The organism is Pseudoalteromonas atlantica, assembly GCA_007988745.1.
GTDB classification, from domain to species: Bacteria; Pseudomonadota; Gammaproteobacteria; order Enterobacterales; family Alteromonadaceae; genus Pseudoalteromonas; species Pseudoalteromonas atlantica.
Window position 1 is genome coordinate 16,757 of record BJUT01000004.1, and the last position, 25,493, is coordinate 42,249.

A 25,493-nucleotide genomic window follows, 5' to 3' on the forward strand; every position below is an offset into this window, starting at 1 on the left:
GTGTTAAGAAGAATATTGTGGGGAAATAGTGTTTTATTTGCGCCAGATCAAACTTGCCATACGTCCTGTTTTACCTTCTCGCCGATAAGAGAAAAACAATGATGGCTGAGAAACAGTACAATAATCGCCTCCGCTAATATTAATAACGCCTAATTGCTCAAGCTCAATGCGAGCGATTAGGTAAATATCGCACAAGTATTTATTATTGCTTTGTAATTTAAACGCCTCTTTAAACAACGGGGATTTTGCAATAAATCGCGTAGCAACCTCGGCGCCCACTTCAAATTGCTCAGCACCAATAGCAGGCCCAAGCCACGCATATATTTGCTTACTAGGCGCGCTAAAACAGGCAAGCGTATTTTTTATGATCCCTTTTTCAAGGCCGCGCCAACCACCATGCACTGCTGCAACTTCATGGCCATCATGACTTGCAAACAGAATAGGCAGGCAATCTGCACTCATAATAGCAAGAGGCTGATTTTTAACTTTGGTATACAACGCATCAGCACTGTGTAATGTTTGAAAATTAAAATCTGCATCAACACAGAGCACATTGGCGCTATGCACTTGATTAAGCCACAGTGGCGGGTTTGGCAGGGATTGCTCAACCAAAGCACGGTTTTTTAGCACGTGCTCTGGATCATCATCAACATGTAGGCCTAAATTTAAGCTATTAAAAGGCCGCTTTGACACGCCGCCCTCTCGGGTGGTACTAAGCGTACCTACCGAGGTTAAATTAGGCCAAGGGGCTGACAAAAAAGCCATTAATACTCTATGTTAGGGTTAGCTTTCGTATCTTCTCTAAGCACCTGAGTCATTGCCACCATGTCATCAGGAATAGGCGCTTGCCAGGTCATCATTTCGCCCGTAATAGGGTGCGCAATACTCAATTTTACTGCGTGTAAGGCTTGGCGATTAAATGTACGTAACATTTCAAACAGCTCTGGCGTAGCACCTTTAGGTGGGCGCGGACGGCCGCCGTAGGCTCTATCACCAATTAACGGGTGGTTTATATACGCCATATGAACACGAATTTGGTGTGTACGGCCGGTTTCTAGGCGAAGGCGTAAACGTGTATGAGCACGGAATTTTTCAGCAACACGGTAATGTGTAATGGCAGGCTTACCCATTTCGTGAACTGCCATGTGTGTACGCTGCGTTGGATGACGGCCAATCGGCTTTTCAACCATGCCACCTGCGGTCATAGTACCATTACATAAAGCTTCGTATTCACGTGTGAAGTTTTCGCGCTTTTGCAGTGCTTTAACTAAGTGTGTTTGCGCCTGAATAGTTTTAGCCACCACCATTAAGCCTGTGGTGTCTTTATCTAGACGGTGCACAATACCTGCACGCGGTACGTTAATAATATCCGGAAAATGATGCAGCAATGCATTTAGCACTGTGCCATCTGGGTTACCTGCACCTGGGTGAACGACTAGGCCCATAGGTTTGTTGATAACCAAAATATCATCATCTTCATAAACAATGTTTAATTTGATATCTTGTGCTTCGTATTCGCGTGGTGCTTCAATGCTGGTTTCAACATTTACAACTTCACCACCGAGTAGTTTTTCTCGAGGTGTGTTATAGATTTCACCGTCAACGGTGATTTTATCATCCAATATCCATGTTTTTATACGTGAACGTGAATAATCAGGGAACAATTGCGCTAATACTTGGTCTAGACGTTTACCACCTAACTCGGTAGGAACCTCGGCTTGAAGTGAAATTTGTTCTGACATTAGTAACTTTACCCAATTTACCAGTGCAAGCTGTGCCTGACTGGGTTAGAATCGCTTTTAATAAAAGCATAATATAATACGCATAGTTTACTCGGTTTTACCGCCGTGGCCTAGCCGAAGACATCGAAGGTAACAAATAAAATGATAAATAAAATAGGGAAACGTGCATTCGCCATTGTTTTTTCAGCTTCTGTACTTACTTTAGGGGCCTGTTCTTCTGCGCCTGACCAAGAAGATATCCAACGCGTTCCTAACAAATCTGCACACGCTTTGTATGAAGATGCAAAACAAACGCTCGACTCTGGTTTATACGCCCGAGCAATTGAGCTGTTAACCGCTATTGATTCACGCTACCCATTTGGCCCTTTCTCAAAGCAAGTACAAATGGATTTAGTGTATGCCCATTACCAATCAGGTAATACAGAGCAAGCATTAGCGACTATCGACCGCTTTATTCGTTTAAACCCGAACCACAAAGATTTAGATTACATGTACTACATGCGTGGCTTGGTTAACATTAAAGCAGATAAAAATGCCTTCCAAGAGTATTTTGGCATAGACAGAGCTGACCGCGATGCAAACCGTACACGTGTTGCATTTACCGATTTATCAACGCTTGTAAAACGCTTTCCAAAGAGTGATTACGCACCAGAGGCTAAACGTCGTTTAGTGTGGCTTTTAAACCGCATGGCGCGTTACGAGCTAAAAGTGGCTAATTACTACTACGAACGTGAAGCTTACCTAGCGGCCGCTAATCGTGGTAAGTACGTTGTTGAGCATTACTCGCAAAGCAGCTATTTAGAGCCTGCACTTGAGATGATGGAAAAAAGCTACGAAAAGCTTGGCCTGACAGATTTAAGTGAGCACGCAAGACTAACGCGTGAATACAATGAATCTAACAAATAAGAATGGCAGAGGTTTTTATTTAAACCTATGTTGATTGTTTAAAAGCCCTCTATGAGGGCTTTTTTATTGCCTAAAAATAAGACTAGTTGATGCCTGTGGCGCTTTTTAATACTTAGCGATTAGCCTTCGCACCACACTAAATATATCAATAGCAATTGCACTACACGATTGTATGGCGCTTGTTACAAAAAGATTCGCTGTTGATCTAAGTTTTGCTTTTTACAGGTGAAAAAAAAGGTAAGCCTAAGCTTACCTTTTAATTAACTCATTGCGGGTTATTAAAGCTCAAAGTCTTTTTTGAATTTTAAACCAAACTCGCTACGGTCATTACTGCGCATTACACCAACAAAACCTGACTGCTGTAAACGACCTACATCGTAAACCTCGTTTAATACGTTTTCACCGTATAAGGTTACTTCCATATCGCCATAAGGGTTAGTGTAAGAAATATTAAAACCAACTAACTCACGCGAATCAATAGTCTCGCTTTCATTGTAAACCGACTGGCCTTGCATTTCGCTTCTGTAAGAGTAGTTAGCGTTAAATGCAACGGTTGCACCGCTATCTAAATCCATAAAGTAAGAAGGAGCAATCATTACAGTCCAGCGTGGTGTTAATGCCGGTGAATCACCTTTACCAATACCTTGTACGCCTGCATCTACTTCTGTAATTTCAGAATCTAAGTAACCTACAGAGCTGCGAATTGTGAAATCGTCTGTAATGGCAACGGTAGTTTCAAGCTCAATACCTTGCGCTTTAGACTCACCTGCATTTTCAACAATCGTTACAAAACCACCGCCTGCAGTAGGGTCAGAAAATGGTAAAGCAAGGTCAGTGTAATCTGTTACAAATACAGCTAACATCATAGATACATTTTCATGTACCTGACCTTTTAAGCCCATTTCGTAGTTAATTGCTTTAGTTTCATCAAACGATACAAACTGATCGGGGCCACCAAATGGACGTGGAGGGAAACCGCCTGTTTGGTAACCTTTTTGAATTTGACCATATACATTCATGTTATTGCTGATTTGATATGATGCGTTTACATCCCATGTTACAGCGTCAAACTCTGCACTTACGTATTTACGTTCAGCAAATGTTGGGAAAATCGCATCGGCATCTTTCTCATCTTTTGAGTATCGAAGGCCACCACCAATACTTAAATCATCTGTTAAATCGTAACTTGTATTAAAATATACAGCGTATGAATTTGTTTCTTGGTTAATTTCAAAATCGCCATAGCCACCAAATGAAGGTGTAACACCATCGTTTAATAAGCCATTAGGTGTATTGAATGGGCTAAATACAAATGGACCTGAACGTGTAAAGCCATCTTCATTAAAGAAGTAAAGGCCTGATACAAAGTCCATATTGTCGTAAGTCGCATTTAGTTGAATTTCAAACGAGTATTGGTCTGCACCACCCTCTTCTGGGAACTCAGATAAATTAAGTGGTGAGGCATCATCATCAAGTCCACCTTCGTATTCAGAAGTACGGTAACTTGAAATAAATTTAGCCGTGTACGTATCATCAATTGCCCAATCAGCAGTAAATGACGTACCCCACCCTGAGTAAGACGTAGATTCAATACCAGCAACGGTAGTGCCTAAATCATCTGGGTCAGATGGGATCATATCCTGTGTTAATAAAGGAAAGTCACCATTAAATACATCATTTGCATCAAGCGGCTCAGTTAGCTCAATAGTGTAAGGCGATTGACCCGACTCGTTATCAACACCGTCAAGTGAAAAAGTAAACGCTAAATCGCTATTGGCTTGCCATTTAAGGGCTACGCGACCGCTAAACTCTTCTTCTTCACCAATTTCTTTTTCTGGGTTAGCTAAATTGACAGCTTCACCCACACCATCGCGCGTTTTGTATGATGCACTTGCAGACATACTTACTTCATCTGTTAGCGAGTTATTAAAGTATACATCGCCAGCAATACGTCCGCGGCTACCAATTTTAGCTGTAGTTGAAACAATCCCTTCATCACCTGGTTGCTTAGTAATTACATTTACTGCGCCACCTAAGGTATTACGACCATATAATGTACCTTGTGGTCCACGTAGAACTTCAACACGCTCTACATTTGGTAACGATAAGTTTGACCCCATTTGACGGCCTAAGTAAACACCATCTAAATAAACACCTACACCCGGATCGGTTGTAATTATGTGATCTTGTAGACCAATACCACGAATAAACACAGAGGCATGCGCCGCATTACCTACACCGTAGCGAGTGATATTTAAGTTTGGAACGTATTTACCAATATCTTCTAGGTTACTCATATTGGCTTTATCAATTAGGTTAGCACCAATTGATGTGATAGCGGTTGGAGATTCAAACAAGCTCTCTGTACGTTTACGAGCTGTAACTTCGATTTTTTCAAACGCGTCTTGTTTTGCTGTTGTTTTAGCTTCTTCAGCATTTACTGAGGTAGTTAATGCAGCGACAATTGCGAGGCTTAACTGTGAGAGTTTGCGTAGTTTCAAAATATTCTCCAAAGGATACCGTATAATTTAGTTATGCGAACTTATTGGCTTGGGCAATAAGTTTTGGGCATAAAAAAAGACGCCTAATAGCATCTTTCCTCTGGAGGGGCATTATATTACATATTTGTGAAGAAATGTATAAAAATTTTCATTTAATAAACATACAGGTGCAAATTAATTATAATTTTTGATTATTGTTGGATAATATTACTTACATTATAAATAATTAAGGCAGGCTATAAGGCCTCACTTTTAAGCAACCTATTCAAATACATAGCAAAACAGTGTAATAGATATAGATGAACTAATTTTCTTTATAGTAATAGTTGCTTCAAATAACGGCTTTAAACTTCATTGAAATCGTCAATAAATAACAATATAGTATAATTATCAACCTTATGGATTGAATCGTTATGGAATCAGACAATACTAGTAATAAAAGTCTTAAATGTTTTAATAACCCTGATTACACCTCGCTATTTTGCGTAGCTGCGAAATACAATATTTTACTGGTTAACTACCAAGCACTTAACATAATTACTACCCATGATTTAATTACGCAATTTATGGCGCAGAATAAGCAACAAGGGTTAGTTATTTTTGATGTCCCTAAAAATTGCAATGCACTTTCTTTAAAAGAGTGGCCTAATCTAAAAGGGTTATTTTACGAAAATACCGATGAAAAATATTTTCAAAAAGGCCTTGAGGCAATTGAAAAGGGGAAGCTCTGGTTTCCACGAGATATTTCTGATTGTTGGATGAAGCAAATGCTAGCCACTGAGAAGCAGTCAGCGGTACAATCAAGCAACTTAACTAGCAAAGAAATAAAAGTGTTAAACTTGTTATTCTCAGGGCTACACTCCAGCGCCATTGCAGACAACTTATTTATTAGCGAAGCAACAGTTCGTGTGCATTTGCACAAAATTTATCAAAAAATTTCTGTTAAAAACAAGCAGCAGGCCTTGTTGTGGTGTCAAGCCAATCTTAATAAAGTAAATAATTAAGCTTAAAGATGTAGCATAACGACAAATGCTTTTAGGCTTTTATATGCGCAATAAGCTTATATTAATAAAATAGTATTCCACTCTTTAATCATCATTTAGTACCTAAATAAAAAAATATCTAATGAAATCATACTGCTTTAGATAATTGTTTCTATGATTTAACATTTGTAACCAAAAGAAAAACACGGTCGGTAAGGTTTTTTTAACTAACTTCCTAAAATTATTAGATAAAAACTAAAATCACTTCTATAATCCCCATGAAATCAACATCTAAATAACAAATAGGAAATACATATGAAAAAGCTATCTGTAGCAGTAGCAATATGTGCCGCACTTGCATCTAGTTACACGAGTGCTGAAGTTCGCATAAATGGCTTTGCATCTATAGTAGGTGGCAAAAGTCTAGACAGTGATCAAACTTTATACGGATATGATGACGATATCTCATTTAAAAATGAGAGTAAGTTCGCCTTACAACTCTCTGCTGACCTTCAAGAAAAGCTAACAGCTACAGCGCAAATTATTGCGCGTGGAGAGGATGACTTTGACGCAACATTCGAATGGGCCTATGTTACCTATGAATACAGCGATGAACTGCAATTAAGCGCTGGTAAAATGCGTGTCCCTTTTTACAAGTACTCTGACTTTTTAGACGTTGGCTATGCTTATCGCTGGGTTCGCCCACCGAGATCTGTATACGGTATTCCTTTTTCTACTTATGAAGGACTTAGCGTAGTATACAACAGCCAATTAGGTGACTGGGATTCTACATTACAAGGCTTTTACGGCGCTTTCGACGGTGATATTGATGTATTTGGAGATAGCTTACCTGCTGAGTTAAATAACTTAGGTGGTGTTAACTGGAGTGTTTCTTACGACTGGTTTAGTGCGAGAGCCGCATACATTGTTGCTGATACTTCAATCTCTTCTGATGACAGCGACCTAATTCAACTTATCGACGTTCTAAACACGAGTGGATTGACCGATACTGCCAATGATCTTGTAACTGATGAGGACGAGACCACGTTTTTCGGAATTGGTTTCTCAGTTGATTATGACAACTTCTTATTTGATGCTGAGTACACTCAATTTGAAGTAGAAGGCAGTATTTTAGCTGAACAGTCACAATACTATGTATCTGGAGGTTACCGATTCGATGATGTAACTGTTCATGTAACTTATGAGAATAATGATGATAAACACGATTCATCACGTTTCAATACGCTTGAGTCAATTCCATTATTAAATACTACTGTAAATTACGCATTAGAAAGTATGCGCGCGCAAAGCAATGTATACACCATTGGTGCACGATACGACTTCCACCCATCGGCTGCATTTAAAATTGATTTTAGTCGTTTTGATGATGACGTAACTGATATTGACACTGATGTAGTAGCTGTCGGCGTTGACTTAGTATTCTAATTGGAGCGAAATATGAAAAAATTAATCCTAGCCAGTGTACTGTCGGTATGTGCGTTTAGCGCCTATGCTGAAGTTGCGGTAATAGTAAACCCTGGCAATGCAAGTGCACTTGATGGCGATACTATTAAAAAGATTTACCTAGGAAAAGCAAAGTCATTTGCTAACGGTAATAAAGTGAACCCAGCCACTCAAAATGGTACCGCTGTTGCTGATGAATTCAATTCTAAAGTAGTTGGTAAATCAAGTAGCCAATTAAATGCCTATTGGTCAAAACTTGTTTTTACCGGTAAAGGTACACCACCAGAGAAATTTGATTCTGACCAGGCTGTTATTGATTTTGTTGCTAGTAATGGCGACTCAATTGGTTACATAGACAGCAGTAAGGCAACAGATAAAGTTAAGGTAGTTGCTACGTTTTAAGCGCGGTAGCTAGATATAAAAAAACCACCGATTAGGTGGTTTTTTTATATCTAAATATTACGGCTTTATACTAATACCCTTAAATAAATAAGCAATTGAGAGGCAGACAAAGTGTGTAGTAAGCTAAGCAAAAAATTATTATTTAGTTGCTCTAAATAACGTTTTTTTGAATGCAGCTAGCACTTGGCTTAGCCTCTAAAATGCTTAAGTATTATTGCAAGTTAATATTACTCAATTTTAAACTTCGCGGTGGCATCTAAAAGGTTATCTGAAAGGTAGTGTAGGTTTTTCGCTACATCCCTCACCGCCGCGAGTGAGTCCATGGTGTCTTCAAACGATTCATGCATATTCGTCACATTTTCTACAACCATCGCAGCAACCGATGTTTGCTCTTCTGTTGCAGCGGCGATTTGTGAGTTCATGCCATTTATTTCTAGCATTTGCTCTGCAATTTTTTCTATCGAAACGCCAGTTTTCTCTGCTGCTGTTGCGTTATCTGTGGCCATATCTCGCGCTGATGTCATCGCCGTCACAGACTCATTTGCAGCCTCAGTCAAGGTGCTAAGTAACTCACGAATTTCATTCGTTGAATGTGCTGTACGTGATGCAAGCTCTCTTACTTCATCCGCAACCACGGCAAAGCCTCTACCGTGCTCACCTGCACGGGCCGCTTCGATAGCAGCATTTAGTGCTAATAAATTAGTTTGCTCAGCAATAGATGTAATCACATTAAGAATTTGAGACACATTTTTTGTATCATCAGCTAACTTATTGATAGTTGAGGCGGCTTGATTTATTTCATCACTTAACGTACGCGAGGCGGTGACTGACATTTGAACTTGAGTTCTGCTTTGTTCTACCTCTTTTTCTGCTGTTTGCGCTGCATTTGATGCACTTGCCGCCGATTGAGAAATATCACCCACGCTTTGCTTCATCTCTTCCATAGACTGTTTAACCACCTCAGCCTCTGTTGTTTGCTTTGTGGTTGCGCGTTCAGCCTGCTCCATACCTTGCACTAAGCGAGTTGAGTTCTCCATTAGTGGCTCACATACCGCGATTACTTCAAGTACTGTTTTTTTCAGCAAAGCGATGAAGGAGTTGAAGTTAATTGATACTTGACCAATTTCATCCTCTGAATTTACGCTCAGATTAGTGCTCAGCGACCCTTTACCGTTTGCGAGTAGACTCAGGTTATTAGCGGCATCACTTGCAGAGGCAGCAATACGTTTAGCAATCCAAATAGCCATAAATAGCAGTAAAATTAACGAAACAATAGATACCACCAACATAAGTGTTAGTGCGTGATCAGAACGCTCTTTAGTACTTGCAACTAACTCAAAAAAGCGATCGTCCGCTTTTGCTTGAGCGGTTTTAAACTTTTCAAGCACATCATTATACAGTGCTGTTTTTCTTTGTGCTTGTTGCTGAATTTTACTGAAGTCAGCTGTTCCATTTACCATGCCATTGGCAATACTGGCTGATATTTTTTCGTAATTTGCTAACTGAACTTTCGTGTCACTATGAATATACGAAGCGTTTATTTGCTCAACCGCATTTATGTTGTTGCTTAGTGCATTGTATGTGTCTGCTGCTTTCTCTACTAACTCCTGCTCACCAAATGTAACTGCTTGCGTATAAAACTCATCGAGCTTTTCTAAAAGACTTACATTTGCTGATGTTAACTTAACAACCTGATATGAAGACTTTTCCATTTCATCAAGTGCGATTCTATTGTCATTCATTGCAAAGTAATTAATCAAAACGATTGCTAAAAATGCTACAACCGCAATGCTGGTAATCGCATGTATTTTTTTACTTATGCTGAGGTTTTGAAAAGAGAAGCCTGAAGCCATTGTGTATACCTTATTTTGTTGTCTATATCTATTATCGGCTTATTACCTATAAGTGTTAACTAAATTTGTAATATTTCTAGTTTTTTTTACAAATATAGCGAGTTTTAAACAACTAATAAACGCAAAAAGGATTGAACGATTAATAAGTGAGCAAATGGAGAATTTCCCATAAAAAAACCAGTAGCATTGCTGCTACTGGTTTTATAATTTGGTGCGGATGGGGGGACTTGAACCCCCACGCCCGAAAGCACTACCCCCTCAAGGTAGCGTGTCTACCAATTCCACCACATCCGCATTTTTTTAAGCTTTCGCTTTGCTGTTAAACTTATTGACTTACTTGAGGAGTATAAGTCGTTTAACGTTAGCTTTACGCTAAATTAGTTTGGTACGTCAGAGCTCTGCTGTTGAGTAACAGGTACGTCTTCTTCTGCTGGCGCTACAGTTTCTACTGCAGGTGCTGCTTCAAGGTTTTCCCACTCATCGGTCTTTTTAATTTGACCGGCAGTTAAGTTACCTAACACAATACTTAAAACAAAAAACACTGTTGCTAAGCTTGTTGTTGTTTTGGTCATGAAGTTACCTGCACCTGATGAGCCAAAAACTGTGCCCGAAGCACCGGCGCCAAATGAAGAACCCATGTCTGCGCCTTTACCTTGCTGGATTAAAACCATACCAACTAAAGCTAAAGCAACAACTAAATAAACTACTAATAAAATTTCGTACATCTTATACGGTCCCTTTTGCACTGTTACAGATTGCAGTGAACGAATCTGCTTTTAGACTAGCACCGCCAATAAGGCCGCCGTCTATATCTGGTTGTGCAAATAATAATTCGCTATTTTTTTCGTTAACGCTACCACCATACAAGATGGTAAGCCCTTGTGCTAAATCGCTATCTAATGATGCAATTTTGTCACGGATAAATTTATGAACAGCTTGTGCCTGTTCTGGCGATGCAGTCTTACCTGTGCCTATGGCCCAAACGGGCTCGTATGCTATCACAGAATCTTTCAGTGCTGCTACACCTAATTTCTCAATTACTGCATCAATTTGTGCAGCAACCACGTGTTCGGTTTGACCGTTTTCTTGTTCGCTCTCGCTTTCGCCGATACACAAGATAGGTGTTAGTCCCACTTGCTGCGCACGGGCAAATTTTGCGGCTACGGTTGCATTGCTTTCTTTGTAAATACTGCGTCGCTCTGAATGACCTACGAGTACGTACTTAGCACCTAAATCTTTAATAAGCTGAGCATCCACTTCACCGGTAAAGGCGCCTGGGGTATTTTCACTTAGCGTTTGGGTACCCGTGGTAACACCACTGTCAACCAGTGCTGATACTAATGGAAATGGAGGAAATAAAACAATGTCTATCTCATTTGATTTAACACTGTTAATGGCATCAGACAGTTGAGTGACAAGCTCTAAAGAGCCATTCATTTTCCAGTTGCCTGCGACCATTGCCTTACGTATTGCCATTTTCCACTCCAGATTAGAAAGCGGGCGAGATATTAACTTTTCTCGCCCTAAGTTACAAGAGGTTATTGTTCTCAATCAGTTTATTTGCTCATAGATTCGACAACTGCTGCAATTTTTTGCGCGCTGTCTATGACTATTTTTTCTTGTTCGGCTTCAACCATAACACGTACTACCGGTTCAGTGCCTGATTTACGAAGTAAAACACGGCCTTTTTCGCCTAAAGCTTGCTCTACTTGCGCAACTGCATCTTGTACTTCTGGTGCTTGTGTAGGGTCTGTGCCAGGTGTGTAACGTACATTAATCATTTTCATTGGGTACTTTGTAAAACCAGCCCCTAAATCTTGTAATGTGCGATTTTGAGCCACCATTGCAGCCAATACCTGAAGGCTTGAAATGATACCATCGCCCGTGGTGATTAAATCGAGGTTTAATACATGGCCTGAGCTTTCACCGCCAATTCTCCACCCTTTTTGCTGCAGCATTTCCATTACATAACGGTCGCCAACTTTACTGCGCGCAAATTCAATTCCTTTTGCTTTTAATGCATTTTCAAGCCCCATGTTCGACATAACCGTGCCAACAACACCACCACCTAGCATATGATCTTCAGCCGCTTGGCAGGCTATAATATAAACTAAGTCATCACCGTCAAATACGCGACCGTTATGATCAACCATCATTACGCGATCACCATCACCATCGTAAGCAATACCCACATCGGCTTTATGCTCTAGCACTTTGCGCTTTAACGTATCAACGTGTGTAGCACCACATTCATGGTTTATATTCACCCCATTAGGCTCACATGCATGAGTAATCACTTCAGCGCCTAGCTCACGCATTACCGACGGAGCAATATGGTAGGTTGCGCCATTGGCACAATCTAGTACAACTTTTAAACCTTCAAGTGATAAGCCTTGTGGAAATTGGCTTTTACAAAATTCAATATAGCGCCCATCAGCACTTACTAAGCGCGAGGCTTTACCAAGCTTATCTGAGGCAACACAGGTCATTGGTTCATCAAGCATCGCTTCAATTTGTAGCTCAACGTCGTCATCCAATTTTAAGCCTTGGCCATTAAAAAACTTAATCCCGTTATCGTAATAAGGGTTATGCGATGCACTAATTACAATACCTGCTTCGGCTCTAAACGTTTGCGCTAAATATGCAACAGCGGGCGTTGGCATTGGCCCTAGCAGTACGACATCTATTCCTGCGGCAATTAAACCAGCTTCAAGCGCGGTTTCTAGCATGTAACCTGAAATACGGGTATCTTTACCTATAATTACTTTTTTTGTTCCACTTAGAGACAAAACTCGACCTGCGGCCCAGCCTAATTTCATTGCAAACTCAGGGTTAATTGGAGCTGTGCCCACTAAACCACGTACCCCATCGGTACCAAAATATTTTCTTTCGCTCATTATAAAGCTCCTTTTTCGCAAGCTTGGAGTACACCAAGCACATCTGCTGTTTCTTTTACATCGTGTACACGAATAATTTTTGCGCCATTTTGCGCGGCAATTAGCGCACCGGCTAAGCTACCCGCTAATCGCTCATCTGTTTTTCTGTTTAGCAAATTACCTATCATCGACTTGCGTGAAAGACCTGCTAAAAGCGGTAGTTCAAATTTATTAAATGCATTAAATTTAGCAAGTATTTCAAAATTATGCTCTAGGGTTTTGCCAAAGCCAAAACCTGGGTCGAGGATAAGTTGCTCCACCTTAATACCCGCTGTTTCGCATGCGCTTATGCGCTGCTCAAAAAAGAGGTTAATTTGCGCTAGCAAGTCAGTATAAGTGGGTTCACTTTGCATTGTCCGTGGCTGCCCTTGCATATGCATTAAACAAATTGCTACATCGGGATACTTAGCGAGTGTGCTAAGGGCGTGGGGCTCTTGTAATGCACGTACGTCGTTAACTATATCAGCACCTGCTAAAATCGCCTGCTCCATGACCTGCGCTTTACTGGTATCTACCGATATAACGCAATCACTTTTAGCTCTAATGGCTTTTATTGCAGGTATCACACGATTAAGTTCATCGTCTAAATTAACATCTGGCGCGCCTGGGCGTGTAGACTCCCCGCCAATATCAATGATAGTTGCACCCTCGTCTAACAACTGCATTGCCTGTTGCACCGCGTGCGCTGTATCTAAAAACTTTCCACCATCAGAAAATGAATCAGGGGTCACATTTAAAATACCCATCACACACGGTTTTTCTAAATTAAGTTTACGCCCACTGGGAAGGTTTATTATGTTAGTCATCGCCAACCTTTTAGTTATTTGATACAAAAAAGCCCCGAAGTACGGGGCTTTTAAAGTATTATTTTAACGATTATTCAGCTTTATCATCAAGGTTTGTTTCATCTTTTTTCGATGAATCATCCGGTTTTTGGCTTTCATCAACCGGCTTTTCTTGAGGTGCGACTGTTTTAGTTGGCTTATCGTCTAAACGGTCATGTGCATCACGTGGTTCACGCACAGGCTGACGCGCCATTAAATCATCAATTTGTTTAGCATCAATTGTTTCGTATTTCATTAATGCATCTTTCATCGCATGAAGAATATCAATATTTTCTTTTAATATATCTTCTGCTCTTTGATAATTACGGTCTGAGAATAAGCGTACTTCGGCATCAATTACTTTAGCTGTTTCATCAGACATGCTCATTGCGCGACCACCGCCGCCACCCATGTACATCTCGTTTTGATCTTCAGCGTAAAGTAACGGACCTAGTTTTTCACTCAAGCCCCACTGCGTTACCATTTTACGTGCAATATCTGTTGCACGCTCAATGTCGTTACTCGCACCCGTTGTTACTTTGTCTTCGCCATAAATAAGTGCTTCAGCAATCCGGCCACCGTAAAGGCTTGAAATCATTGACTCTAAAAGCTCTTTAGAATGGCTAACACGGTCCTGTTCAGGCAGGTACATAGTTACACCAAGGGCACGGCCACGTGGAATAATCGACACTTTATAAACTGGGTCGTGCTCTGGCACCATACGGCCAACAATAGCATGACCCGCTTCATGGTAAGCCGTCATTTCTTTCTCTTGCTCACTCATCACCATGGTCTTGCGCTCTGCACCCATCATGATTTTATCTTTAGCAGCATCAAACTCAGCCATACTTACAACACGTTTATTACCACGTGCGGCATAAAGTGCGGCTTCGTTTACAAGGTTTGCTAAATCAGCACCAGAGAAACCAGGCGTACCACGTGCAATAACTGCCGCTTCTACGTTATCGCCTAATGGCACTTTACGCATATGTACTTTAAGAATTTGCTCACGGCCGCGAATATCAGGCAAGCCGACTACTACTTGACGGTCAAAACGACCAGGACGAAGTAATGCAGGGTCTAGTACGTCAGGGCGGTTAGTTGCCGCTATAACGATAATACCTTCGTTACCTTCAAAACCATCCATTTCTACAAGCATTTGGTTTAGTGTTTGTTCACGTTCGTCGTGTCCACCGCCCATGCCAGCGCCACGCTTACGACCTACAGCATCAATCTCATCTATAAAGATAATACATGGTGCAGCCTTTTTAGCTTGCTCAAACATGTCACGTACACGCGATGCGCCCACACCAACAAACATTTCAACAAAGTCAGAACCTGAAATGGTGAAAAACGGTACTTTTGCTTCACCGGCTACGGCTTTTGCAAGTAATGTTTTACCCGTACCAGGAGGACCCACCATTAGTACGCCCTTAGGAATACTACCACCAAGTTTTTGGAACTTAGAAGGGTCACGTAAAAAGTCTACTAACTCTGTTACGTCGTCTTTTGCTTCATCACAACCTGCTACATCAGCAAAAGTTGTTTTAACTTGGTCTTCGCTCATCAGGCGCGCTTTGCTTTTACCAAACGACATTGCGCCTTTACCGCCACCGCCTTGCATTTGACGCATGAAGAATATCCATACACCTATAAGCAGCAACATTGGGAACCAAGAGATAAAAATACTTGCTAAAAACGATTGTTCTTCAGGCTGAACGCCTTTCACATTTACATCATTTTTAAGTAAATCATTAATTAAGTCTTCATCGTACATTGGCATTGTGGTTTGAAAACGCTCACCACTGCTTTTAGTACCTGTAATATTACCCGTTCCACGGTCAATAATAACTTCCTGTAAAGAGCCGCTACGCACGTCTTTTACAAATTGAGTGTAACTTGTTTGACGATCAACTTGATCGCCGCCATTAAAGCTCTGAAATACTGACATTAGCACAACTGCAATAACCAGCCAGAGTATTAGATTTTTCGCCATATCGCTCAAGGGGTTAACCTCTTGTATCCAATTAATTTAAATTCAACTAAACGCCAAGCAACTGTACTACAGTTTGTAGCCGGTCGCTACTATATATACTTCCCGAGAACGGGCACGTGAGGCATCAGGTTTGCGTATTTTCACTGCTTTAAAACTATTACGAACGTCTTGCAAGTATTGATCAAAGCCTTCACCTTGAAACACTTTAACAACAAATGCACCATTTTTCTTTAATACTTGATGACACATATCAAGTGCTAATTCTACCAAATACATGCTACCCGCTTGATCTACCGAGTTATTACCGCTCATATTTGGTGCCATGTCAGAGAGTACCACATCAACATTTTTACCATCAATGCGTTTTAACAATGCATCAAGTACGGCTTCTTCACGAAAATCGCCTTGTAAAAAGTCAACCCCCGCAAGTGAGTCCATAGGTAATATGTCACACGCAACAACCTGACCTTTATCTGATACTTTCTCGGCTAAGTATTGTGACCAGCTGCCAGGTGCAGCACCTAAATCAACAACGGTCATACCAGGGCGAAGCAGTTTATCTTTATTTTGGATCTCATCTAATTTGAAAACAGCTCGAGAACGCCAGCCTTTTTTTTGCGCTTGCTGAACATATTGATCATCAAAATGTTCTTTCAGCCATCGCTTTGAACTGGCTGAATGTTTTTTATTTGTCATAAATTAACACGCAACTAATTAGTAATATTCTTTAGATGGCGTTAGAATACCCTTAATTCAAGCCATATTCAGCAAAATTTGTATAAACATGACATTATCAAACAAACAAAAGCAGTTTTTAAAAGGTCAGGCGCATAGCCTTAAGCCTGTAGTTTTACTAGGTTCGAACGGTTTAACCGAGGGCGTAGTAGTCGAAATTCAAAGTGCATTAGAAATTCACGAATTGATTAAAGTAAAAGTACCTACTGACGATCGTGAAACAAAAGCACTTATTTTTGATGCAATCGTTCGTGAAACCGGCGCTACTAAGCTACAAACAATAGGTCACACTGTTGTATTGTATCGTCAAAGTGCAGAAAAAAAGATTCAATTACCACGTGCATAAGTTAATTGTGCAGTGAGCTTTTTATAAAAAAACCAGCATTAAGCTGGTTTTTTTATCATATGTGCTTATTTATGCTTTTTACCGGTAAAAAATAAATTTAAAAGCACGGCTCTTTTAAGCAATCTTAGGTATGTTTATTTAGTGCGTTTGTATTTTAATAAACGGTCTAAAAATTCAGTAGTTAATTCGTTTATCACGCCTGTTTCCGCGTTAACAATCAAGCTAAAACCCACATTTAAATGCGGTATAACCACCAAATCACTGCGATAGCCTTGCACCCAGCCACTATGATAATAAAGCGTTTCATCGTTATAGTTATAAACACGCCAGCCTAATCCATAATAAGCTTGTTCTAATTCCTTTTTCCATACTCGTCTATAACGCTCTTTTTTTGTAAGTGTATAAGGGCGTGTTTGTGTAGCAAGTGCATCTAAAGAAAGTACATCTAGGTTTTGCCCTAATTGCGCATTTAACCATTTTGCCATATCGGTGGCACTTGCATTTACGCCCGCAGCCGGGCCGACTTTATAATAGTTTTTTTTCAGCTTGGCTGTGTACCAACGTTTTTTTCCTCTAACGTGCGGCAGCGCATAATTTTTATCCTGCACCATTGCATCGTAGCCTAAGCTGGTATCGCTCATTTTTAATGGTGTAAAAATCCCCTCTTGCAGCCACTGGTCATATTTTTTATTGGTACTGCTGTAAATTACATCATCAATTAAACTAAACATCACATTTTGATAGCCATAGCATTGGCCTGGTTCGCAAATGGGATTTACTGTTAATAGCTTTTCGACAATATCGGGGTAATTCATTCTTGATTCGATTAAATTGTCATACGCATTAGGGACCAACCCGCTGGAGTGGCTTAATAAGTGAAACACTTTTAAATTGTCTTTATAAACCGTGCCTTTAAAAGCAGGTATATACTCGCTTACCGGTTTAAATAAATCTATTAACCCTTCACTTGCAAGCTTTGCAGTTAACGACCCTGCAAATGTTTTTGACACAGAAGCCAACCTGAAGCGGGTGTGGCGGTTAACCTGTGTGCCACTTCTTGCCTTAGTGCGGCCCATGGTGTGGATATAATCAGCGTTACCAATACTCACTATCGAAAGCGCAGCGCCAGGAATACCTTTACTGTTGAGTTTTTTTTCTGCGTAGCGTCCATACTGTTTTACGAATCCATCCCAGCTTGAGTCTGCTTTAGCTATCGCCTGAAGCGATATAGATAGACAAATAGCGACCCAAACGTACATAAAATTAGTGAGATACTTCATTCGTTACAAATTTATTCTTTTTTAACTACATCTATGTGCATAATATCATGAAGTTTTGATAGGACTAACGTACAATGTTGCGATTATTGGCTTTTTAAGTGGATGTTAAGTATTTATGCGTTTTATAGTTGTATCACTTTTTATATTATTATCAGCAGGTTGTGCAATTACCAAACAGCCGGCCGAGCCTTTGGCTTTACCGTTAAAGCCAACATTAAAGAGCGAAACTTACCAGCTTGAGTATAAAACAGAGCACGCATCGCCAAAAGTTAAGTCTGTACAGTTACCGGCGCACAAAGTAACACGCGGCCAAACAGTGCGTATTACAACCGATAAAGCAAGCGTAACAGACACGCTATTAAAGCAAATAACACAAGCCTTGAACGATAAAGGCTTAGAAGTGACTGATAGCAAAAACAGTGACTACACGTTAGCTATTCATCAGTTAGATTTAGCATTTACTGACGATACAAAGTATGCGTTAACTCAACCTGAAAACCCTTACCCTTTATTTGCCAAAGTAGCGCAGCAATACCCTACTCAACAATGCGCCACCATACTAGCGCAAGTGAGCATGCGCATTACGCACCGCGCCTCTGGCGATGTGGTGTGGTTTGCAAAATCATCAATAGACAGCGCAAGCTTCCACCGTGAGCCTTTATTGTTTAGCTTTGCCCAAGAGCAAAAAATTACTAATGAGTTAGAAGTGGCAACATTTGTACATCAACAAAATACCGAGCAAGCCCGTATAGCGCGCGCAGGTAAGGAAGTAACTGTACCGCCCTTTAAAACTATTACTAAATTAAGCAGCTTAACTAAACTACAAGGCCCATGTACGCGTACAGAGGTGAGTGCCTTAACGCCTATGATGCAATATTACTTAAGCAGTATTTTAATTGACAAAATAAAAGTGCAATAACGTGAAAAACTACATTTTTTTACAGATTCAAGGATTCACTTACCAATATAATACGCTTAATAACAAATAATAATTAGGTCCCCAGGGATGAAAAACGCTTTCTTACAGCATACTTTTATTAATAGCGTATTGCTTTGCGCCAGTTTTTTGAGCTTTCAAAGCCAGGCAAGCAATCGATACTATGCTGATAACACGCTAGAGCCCACCCAAGGTTTTGCGTGGGATTGGAGCGCTGGGGCTGGTTATTATGTAGAAGACTCTTACCTAATTGGCCTTGATTCCTACGACGATGGCATTGAACTCGATTTAAGCCTGGCTATTTCCTACGAAAACTTTTATCTCGACTTTGATCATAACCAATTAAGCGGCGGCTTAGTTGTGGGTTACAGCCTTATAGATAAATTTGATTGGGGCTTGGATATATTAGGCACCAATACTCAGGCGGGCTTTGATGACAAAGGTTTAGGTTTTTACAACCACGGTGTAATAGAAGAGCTTGCGGGTATAAAATCGCGTAATTACGATTTTGATGCTGGGCTAAGATTAACGCGCCGCTTTGAAAACTCGCAAATTTCGTTTGAGTTTTTACATGATATTACAGGTACACATAATGGCTGGGTGTTTAACACCTTTTTTAGCCATATTTTGCCATGGCGTAATTGGGAGTTTAGATCTGGGGTGGGTATTAGCGCTTATTCGGGCAGTTTTACTAACTATTACTTTGGTATAGATGCAGACGAAGCCACCGCTAATCGCCCTATTTACACCCCTAATGGCAGCACCAGTATTATGTTTGAATTTCATGCTGAGTACCCTATTTCTCAAGATTGGGTGTTTTTGTCTGGCTGGTTAACAACGTGGTTTTCAAAAGAAATAGACGACAGCCCCATTATTTCTCAAGGGTATCAACATAAAGCCAAGGTAGGCCTACGTTATGTATTTTAGATGGATCTGTTTATTATTGATCTTCCCTGCTATTTCATCTGCTAAAACAACAGATAAAACGGCCCCATTAATTGCGCTGCCCGACACCTGTGTTGCACTACGTGAAGGCCGCAATTGCTACGCTGATGTAACCCTTAGCTGGCAGCAACCAACTATTGGTAATTACTGCCTAAGAGACGCAACATCAAAATATATAATGCAATGCTGGTTAAAGCAGCAACAAGGCGTATTTGAATACACCTTCGACTCCCAGCAAAGTATTTCTTTTGAATTGTTTGATAGTAATACAGCCCAAGTTATTGCCACAACAGAGGTTAAACTGCAGTGGGTTTATCAAAATAGACAAAAAAAACGCCGCTGGCGCTTGTTCTAATTAGAGGTGTGACCTTCGTGATTGATTTTACAGCAATGTGTTTGGTAATTAAGTAAGTCAGCGTTTATAAAGTGTGGTTGTTCAGCTAAATAGGCACTAACGCAGCATAAATCCCAAACCTATGCAGCCCTTAGGGTTATTTAAGGGCGAGTTTCAATCCACACACGGCAACCCTCTAACACTAAGGAAGCTTTATGGATAATTACGGCACTATTTTATTAGTTGAAGATGACACCTCTTTAGCCCAATGGGTTGCAGAGTACTTAACCGAGCAAGGCTATACCACCCATGTTTGTCACCGCGGCGATGAAGTAATAAGCCAGGTAAAAAACTTAAACCCTAACATAGTCTTGCTCGACATTATGTTGCCAGGCCAAGACGGTATAAGTGTGTGCAGAGAGCTACGTAGCTTTTACACCGCGCCCATTATTATGCTAACCGCCCGCGATGATGAAATGGATGAAGTAATTGGTTTAGAAGTAGGTGCGAGTGATTACATCATGAAACCAGTGCGCCCTCGCGCATTACTTGCCCGTATAAAAGCAGCACTGCGCCTTACCAGCGAACCGACTAAAGTAGCCACTAACGAGAGTGTGATTACTGTAGGCGCACTCAGTATTGATACTCAATCACGCAGTGTAACGCTTAATAATCAAGATATGGCTATTTCTAGTGCTGAGTACCTCCTACTGCACTATTTAGCCAGTAATGCAAGCCAAGTAGTCTCGCGTGATGCTGTGTTTAAAGCAACCAAAGGCCGTGAATACGATGGGCTTGATAGAAGTGTTGATGTACTAATATCTGCGCTGCGCAAAAAGTTTCATGATGACCCGCAAAACCCAGAAAAAATTAAAACAATTTGGGGGCGTGGTTATTTACTTGTTGCCACTGCGTGGGAATAGTAACCGTGGCGGTTTAAATGAAAAAATTTTACATTTCACTACTCGGTAGTGCGCTGCTTTCTATTGTTGTATTAGGCTGGCTAATCGATGCATTTAGCCAACAAACTCAAACACCGCATGATGAATTTAGCCTACAAAGCCAAATGATCAACGGCTTTAGTAAACATTTGAGTAGTGTAGCGACCTCAGAGCGCGCAGCTTATGTAAAGCAATTGGCAAACGACTTTAATGTAAAGCTTGATTACAAAAACAATGAATCCCTTGCCCTGCCACCGTCTTTAATACTACAAATGCATACCCAAAGCGGCCTTATTTTAGAAGACCAGCAAGGTTTTTATATGCTCTACAGTAGCGAAGTATTGTCGCCTTATCATCTTTCCATGCGCCTAGACAAAGGCTTTGAAACAGATCAGCGCAACGATATTATTTTAACTTTGTTGTTTTATGCTGGGCTCTGCATTTTTATGGGCTTTATTATTGCCCCACTTGCTAAACGCTTAACAGTATTAAACGATGCAGCTAAAAAGTTTGCCGCAGGAGATGTGCAAGCGAGAATAAAGGTCTCTCACTTTACCTACATAAGAGATGTTGAGCTTACATTTAACCGCATGGCTAGCCAGATAGAAAAGCTCGTGGCGGAAAACAAATTAATGGCATCGAGCTTATCGCACGATATTAGAACCCCTATCGCATGTTTACGCTTTGGCTTAGATGCTGCGCTCGACAGCGCAGACATGCCTAAAGTTAAGCAATACCTTGTGCGTATGGAAAACGATCTTGATCATATGGAATCAATGCTTAAAAGCTATTTAGCCTTTGCAACCCTTGAGCAAAATGCCAACCAGCTCACCTACTCGCAAACTAATTTATCGCACTATCTTGAAGATTTACTTACTCAGCTTTCGCCTAAAATTGAAACCAGCCAACTTAAAATACAACTAAACAGTAGTGACGATATAGTTTTTGCTGACTTACATTGGCTTGCTCGGGCTATTAGTAATTTAATTGGCAATGCCTGCGACTTTGCAAAAGACACTATTTATGTCAGTGCAAAGCGCGATGAGCATTATTTATATATTACGGTTGAAGATGATGGCCCAGGCATCGCACCAGAGAACTTTAATAACGTTTTTAGCCCGTTTTTTAGAGAAGAAAGCCACCGTAACCGTGCTGATAAAAGTTATGGTTTAGGGTTAGCCATTGTTGCAAAAGTGGCAGATTGGCATCACGGCAGTGTAAGCGTTAGTAAAAGTGCGCGGCTTCAAGGGGCGTGTTTTACCCTTAAAATTGGCCAGCATCACGATTCGTAAAATATTATTTACACAAAATCAACTCCTTATTCTAAACCTGTTGATAACATTAATTAAATGCATCGCGTGATAGACACACCAGACGATAATTATTGTCACAATTGGGCAAATAAGTACTTTTTATTTATTTGCAATTCCAGTAGATTGTCAGCGCCGTCAAAAAATAGAGAAGTACAACAATATGAGCGCAGTTAGAGGTGAGTTTAGCTCTCGCTTTGGATTTATAATGGCCGCCGCAGGCTCTGCAGTAGGTTTAGGTAATATTTGGGGTTTTCCTACCCAAACAGCTAGCAATGGTGGTGCAGCTTTTTTAGTCGCTTATTTGGTACTCGCGTTCTTTTTAGCATACCCCGCACTTATGGCTGAGCTTATAATTGGCCGCCACGGACAAGCTAATGCGGTGTCTTCTTTAACAAAAATAACATCACACGCGTGGCAAAAGCGCTTTGCTTTTATCGTGGGTTTTGGCGGGATTTTATGTGCGGGCTTTATTTTAAGTTTTTATGCCATTGTGGCAGGCTGGATGCTCAGCGCGACAATCGAACCTATCACTACATTAGCTGGTGCAAACCAAGCTTCAACGTGGTTAAGTGAGCAGTCACTTTCACGAAACATCATTTTTACAGTGATATTTATCATACTCACCGTGGCTATTATTAGCCGTGGCGTAGAAAACGGCATAGAAAAATGGTCTAAGCGTCTGATGCCTGCGCTTTTAGGTATTTTATTTGCCTTAATTGCCTACGTTATGACCCAAGAAGGTGCTATGCAAGGGCTTAAAGCCTATTTAGTGCCTGATTTTTCATCTATATTTGATGCAAATTTACTCGTAAGTGCACTCGGCCAAGCGTTTTTCTCTTTGTCATTAGGCACCAGTGTGATGATTATTTATGGCTCTTACATAAGTAAAAAAGAAAACCTAGTCACGCTAGGCGCTTATGTAACCTTAATAGATGTGTTTATCGCGTTTGTAGCGGGCCTTTTAATTATACCTGCCATGTATGTCGCACAAGCTCAAGGCGTAGAAATTTTTTCATCTACAGGCAAACTTCTCTCTGAAGACACACTGGTGTTTCAAGTGCTACCTGCATTGTTTGATGGTATGGGCTCTGTGGGTTTATTTATAGGTTTTGCATTTTTTGCCTTAATGAGTATAGCCGCACTTACCTCCTCTATTTCAATGTTAGAGGCGCCGGTATCGTATACTGTGGAGCGCTTTGCAATGAGCCGCCTGCAGGCAACATGGCTAATTGGCGCGCTAATAAGCGCAGTGAGCATTACCATAGTATGTAACTTAGGAAGCTTATTTGGTTTAGTGATCACCCTAACAACTAAAGTTGCTCAGCCTTTACTTGGCTTGATGTGTTGTATTTTTGTTGGCTGGATTTGGTACCGTGGCTCACTACTAAAAGCAATACAGCAAGGTAACCCTGAGGTTCATAACACACTATTTTGGAAAGTATGGCCTGTATACACTAAGTTTGTGTGCCCTATAGCTATTGGTGCTGTGTTTTTACATTCGGTGTTAAGTTAAAACGTTATTTTTAACTAACCCGAGTTCAGGTTAAGTTCTAAATTAAGTAAAGCCCACGCGTTAAGTGGGCTTTTTAATAGCTTAAATTTACTCGTAATAAATTAGCTTAGAGTATTTAACACCATATCTTGATGAGGGATGCCATCTTCTAGGTATTGCTCCCCCACTTCTGTAAAGCCAAAAGAGCGATAAAATGCTAATAAATAGGTTTGTGCGCCTATATAAATATGACGCTGTGGCCACTGCTTTTTACAACACGCTATGGCCGCATTTACAAGCTCAGTAGCCCGCCCTTTACCTCGTTCACTTTTGCAAACCAGTACACGGCCTATTGCACTGTACTGCTCGTTTTTTTCATAGCAGCGGGCATAAGCTAATAAACTATTATCTGCAATTGCATATAAATGCTGAGTACTAGGGTTAATGTCTACCTCATCTAGTTCAGGGTAAGGGCATGTTTGCTCTACTACAAATACATCAACACGGCCGCGCATTATCGTAAATAAAGTACGCGTATCAAGCGCATCAAAATGCGCACATTTAAACGACATATAAAATCCTAAAATAAAAAACCCAGCCTAAGCTGGGTTTAGTTAAATTACGCATCACTTAGGCAAACAAACGCTCTAATTGGTCGCACAACTGCGATAAATTCACATGGTCGTGCTCTATGGTTAAATCAACATAACCATCGCCTCTAAATGCTCTATCCAGCTCAATTAAAACATGCGTTTTGTGTGCTTCTGGTACAAACGATAATTCAATCTCTTGAATACCAAATAAGCTGCGGCTATTAGGCTTGTATTCTAACTCTTGATAACACCCCGATACCGACTGAAAAGTAGGCGCACGTAAATGCCCTTTTTCAACATCAGCTTTTAATAAACTAAACCCTAATTTATCCATTGCTTGCATACAGGTTTTAACAGCTTCGTTAGGGTAAATATGCAAATGGTCTTTATCTGTTGGGTCTAGTGCTAAATCAATATCAAGGCCTGTTTCAATCCATACATGTGATTGGTTGTAGCCGGCATTAATTTCAGTAATTGGCGTTTCTGGATGAAGGCGCGCTTCAAATGGAATACTTTTAACTTCACCTGGCTCAACAGTGCCTATATCGGTTATACGCCACTGATCAATTACGTGATTAGTAAAGTACTCACCTTCTTCGCCATCAACTTTAACGCGAGTCATTAAAAACAAATCAAGGCCAGCAATTTCTTGAGCCACATCGCCTGCAGTTATAACGATATTAGCGTTAAAAAGTTGCCCTGGCTGAAGATGCTCAGTTTCTAAAATTGTATCTACTTTTGCAGCGCCAATACCTACCGACGCTAAAATCTTTTTAAACATATCTATCTCCTTAAGCTGAGCGGCTCAGTTTGTTGCTCAAGCTTAAACTCCTTCGTTAAAGCATCTTAACCATATTTAAAAGCCAATGTCAGTGAAAAAATGTTATTTACATGCTATTTACGATTAAATACGTGTTTAATGTGCATTTTTTATACGTAGCTGGGCAAGTAATTGATTAAACGCGCTCAT

Annotated in this window: 24 protein-coding genes and 1 tRNA gene; 11 read left to right on the top strand and 14 right to left on the bottom strand. The window is 40.5% G+C overall.

Annotated elements, in window-relative coordinates; translation table 11 throughout:
• Positions 1 to 33 precede the first annotated feature (33 nt).
• A complete protein-coding gene (gene pgeF, locus PAT01_RS03515) occupies positions 34 to 765 on the bottom strand; it encodes a peptidoglycan editing factor PgeF (protein ID WP_138577494.1) in 732 nt (243 codons plus the stop codon).
• Positions 765 to 1,742 (bottom strand): 23S rRNA pseudouridine(1911/1915/1917) synthase RluD, encoded by a 978-nt coding sequence (gene rluD, locus PAT01_RS03520; protein ID WP_004587336.1) that lies wholly within the window; start codon positions 1,740 to 1,742, stop codon positions 765 to 767. The genes pgeF and rluD overlap by 1 nt, the downstream gene beginning before the upstream one ends.
• Before the next feature lie 141 nt (positions 1,743 to 1,883).
• Between rluD and PAT01_RS03525 the strand changes: the two genes are divergently transcribed.
• Positions 1,884 to 2,648, top strand: coding sequence for an outer membrane protein assembly factor BamD (locus PAT01_RS03525; RefSeq protein ID WP_024031852.1), 765 nt, complete (start codon positions 1,884 to 1,886; stop codon positions 2,646 to 2,648).
• Between the two features lie 278 nt (positions 2,649 to 2,926).
• Here PAT01_RS03525 and PAT01_RS03530 read toward each other — a convergent pair whose 3' ends face one another.
• Positions 2,927 to 5,149, bottom strand: coding sequence for a TonB-dependent receptor (locus tag PAT01_RS03530; RefSeq protein ID WP_024031851.1), 2,223 nt, complete (start codon positions 5,147 to 5,149; stop codon positions 2,927 to 2,929).
• Positions 5,150 to 5,562: 413 nt separating this feature from the next.
• Here PAT01_RS03530 and PAT01_RS03535 point away from each other — a divergent pair, with 413 nt between their 5' ends.
• The 3 genes from PAT01_RS03535 (at position 5,563) to PAT01_RS03545 (ending at position 7,998) form a co-directional block, all read left to right on the top strand.
• Positions 5,563 to 6,153, top strand: coding sequence for a LuxR C-terminal-related transcriptional regulator (locus tag PAT01_RS03535; protein ID WP_096739941.1), 591 nt, complete (start codon positions 5,563 to 5,565; stop codon positions 6,151 to 6,153).
• Positions 6,154 to 6,447: 294 nt separating this feature from the next.
• Complete coding sequence (locus PAT01_RS03540; protein WP_096739942.1) at positions 6,448 to 7,578, top strand: porin; 1,131 nt, start codon at positions 6,448 to 6,450, stop codon at positions 7,576 to 7,578.
• Positions 7,579 to 7,590: 12 nt separating this feature from the next.
• Positions 7,591 to 7,998: a type 2 periplasmic-binding domain-containing protein gene (locus tag PAT01_RS03545; RefSeq protein ID WP_096042052.1), complete on the top strand. Its 408-nt coding sequence runs from the start codon at positions 7,591 to 7,593 to the stop codon at positions 7,996 to 7,998.
• A gap of 227 nt (positions 7,999 to 8,225) precedes the next feature.
• Here PAT01_RS03545 and PAT01_RS03550 read toward each other — a convergent pair whose 3' ends face one another.
• The 8 genes from PAT01_RS03550 to rlmE all read right to left on the bottom strand — a co-directional run bounded on the left by PAT01_RS03550 (position 8,226) and on the right by rlmE (position 16,303).
• Positions 8,226 to 9,851 (bottom strand): methyl-accepting chemotaxis protein, encoded by a 1,626-nt coding sequence (locus PAT01_RS03550; RefSeq protein WP_154944761.1) that lies wholly within the window; start codon positions 9,849 to 9,851, stop codon positions 8,226 to 8,228.
• A 209-nt stretch (positions 9,852 to 10,060) separates the two neighbouring features.
• Positions 10,061 to 10,145, bottom strand: a tRNA-Leu gene (locus tag PAT01_RS03555).
• A gap of 83 nt (positions 10,146 to 10,228) precedes the next feature.
• Positions 10,229 to 10,576, bottom strand: a complete 348-nt coding sequence (gene secG / locus PAT01_RS03560) for a preprotein translocase subunit SecG (RefSeq protein ID WP_004587340.1) — start codon at positions 10,574 to 10,576, stop codon at positions 10,229 to 10,231.
• Position 10,577: 1 nt separating this feature from the next.
• Positions 10,578 to 11,327, bottom strand: coding sequence for a triose-phosphate isomerase (tpiA, locus tag PAT01_RS03565; RefSeq protein ID WP_055253015.1), 750 nt, complete (start codon positions 11,325 to 11,327; stop codon positions 10,578 to 10,580).
• 80 nt (positions 11,328 to 11,407) lie between these two features.
• Positions 11,408 to 12,748: a phosphoglucosamine mutase gene (gene glmM, locus PAT01_RS03570; protein ID WP_004587342.1), complete on the bottom strand. Its 1,341-nt coding sequence runs from the start codon at positions 12,746 to 12,748 to the stop codon at positions 11,408 to 11,410.
• The gene (gene folP, locus PAT01_RS03575; protein WP_154944763.1) at positions 12,748 to 13,593 is read right to left on the bottom strand and encodes a dihydropteroate synthase; all 846 of its coding nucleotides are present in this window, start codon (positions 13,591 to 13,593) and stop codon (positions 12,748 to 12,750) included. Before folP ends, glmM begins: the two co-directional genes overlap by 1 nt.
• A 70-nt stretch (positions 13,594 to 13,663) precedes the next feature.
• Entirely contained in the window at positions 13,664 to 15,607 is a 1,944-nt protein-coding gene (gene ftsH, locus PAT01_RS03580) for an ATP-dependent zinc metalloprotease FtsH (RefSeq protein ID WP_004587344.1), read from the bottom strand.
• 66 nt (positions 15,608 to 15,673) lie between these two features.
• The gene (gene rlmE / locus PAT01_RS03585; RefSeq protein ID WP_004587345.1) at positions 15,674 to 16,303 is read right to left on the bottom strand and encodes a 23S rRNA (uridine(2552)-2'-O)-methyltransferase RlmE; all 630 of its coding nucleotides are present in this window, start codon (positions 16,301 to 16,303) and stop codon (positions 15,674 to 15,676) included.
• A gap of 88 nt (positions 16,304 to 16,391) precedes the next feature.
• Here rlmE and yhbY point away from each other — a divergent pair, with 88 nt between their 5' ends.
• Positions 16,392 to 16,688 (top strand): ribosome assembly RNA-binding protein YhbY, encoded by a 297-nt coding sequence (gene yhbY / locus PAT01_RS03590; protein ID WP_004587346.1) that lies wholly within the window; start codon positions 16,392 to 16,394, stop codon positions 16,686 to 16,688.
• Positions 16,689 to 16,822: 134 nt separating this feature from the next.
• On the opposite strand, the gene PAT01_RS03595 is transcribed toward yhbY, so the two are convergent.
• Positions 16,823 to 17,947, bottom strand: a complete 1,125-nt coding sequence (locus PAT01_RS03595) for a serine hydrolase domain-containing protein (protein ID WP_404821000.1) — start codon at positions 17,945 to 17,947, stop codon at positions 16,823 to 16,825.
• Positions 17,948 to 18,083: 136 nt separating this feature from the next.
• On the opposite strand from PAT01_RS03595, the gene PAT01_RS03600 reads away from it, so the two are divergent.
• The 6 genes from PAT01_RS03600 (at position 18,084) to PAT01_RS03625 (ending at position 23,951) form a co-directional block, all read left to right on the top strand.
• Positions 18,084 to 18,887 (top strand): hypothetical protein, encoded by an 804-nt coding sequence (locus PAT01_RS03600; protein WP_029773447.1) that lies wholly within the window; start codon positions 18,084 to 18,086, stop codon positions 18,885 to 18,887.
• Between the two features lie 87 nt (positions 18,888 to 18,974).
• Positions 18,975 to 19,832: a MipA/OmpV family protein gene (locus PAT01_RS03605; protein WP_004587349.1), complete on the top strand. Its 858-nt coding sequence runs from the start codon at positions 18,975 to 18,977 to the stop codon at positions 19,830 to 19,832.
• On the top strand, positions 19,822 to 20,205 hold the full coding sequence (locus PAT01_RS03610) for a DUF3019 domain-containing protein (RefSeq protein WP_004587350.1): 384 nt from the start codon (positions 19,822 to 19,824) through the stop codon (positions 20,203 to 20,205). The genes PAT01_RS03605 and PAT01_RS03610 overlap by 11 nt, the downstream gene beginning before the upstream one ends.
• 194 nt (positions 20,206 to 20,399) lie before the next feature.
• On the top strand, positions 20,400 to 21,107 hold the full coding sequence (locus PAT01_RS03615) for a response regulator (protein ID WP_154944767.1): 708 nt from the start codon (positions 20,400 to 20,402) through the stop codon (positions 21,105 to 21,107).
• Between the two features lie 17 nt (positions 21,108 to 21,124).
• Positions 21,125 to 22,417: a sensor histidine kinase gene (locus tag PAT01_RS03620; protein ID WP_024031832.1), complete on the top strand. Its 1,293-nt coding sequence runs from the start codon at positions 21,125 to 21,127 to the stop codon at positions 22,415 to 22,417.
• A gap of 181 nt (positions 22,418 to 22,598) precedes the next feature.
• Positions 22,599 to 23,951 (top strand): sodium-dependent transporter, encoded by a 1,353-nt coding sequence (locus PAT01_RS03625; RefSeq protein WP_096739947.1) that lies wholly within the window; start codon positions 22,599 to 22,601, stop codon positions 23,949 to 23,951.
• Positions 23,952 to 24,052: 101 nt separating this feature from the next.
• Here PAT01_RS03625 and PAT01_RS03630 read toward each other — a convergent pair whose 3' ends face one another.
• Together PAT01_RS03630 and PAT01_RS03635 are read right to left on the bottom strand one after the other, a co-directional pair.
• Positions 24,053 to 24,502: a GNAT family N-acetyltransferase gene (locus PAT01_RS03630; protein ID WP_004587354.1), complete on the bottom strand. Its 450-nt coding sequence runs from the start codon at positions 24,500 to 24,502 to the stop codon at positions 24,053 to 24,055.
• Between the two features lie 58 nt (positions 24,503 to 24,560).
• Complete coding sequence (locus PAT01_RS03635; protein ID WP_004587355.1) at positions 24,561 to 25,304, bottom strand: sporulation protein; 744 nt, start codon at positions 25,302 to 25,304, stop codon at positions 24,561 to 24,563.
• Between the last annotated feature and the right edge of the window lie 189 nt (positions 25,305 to 25,493).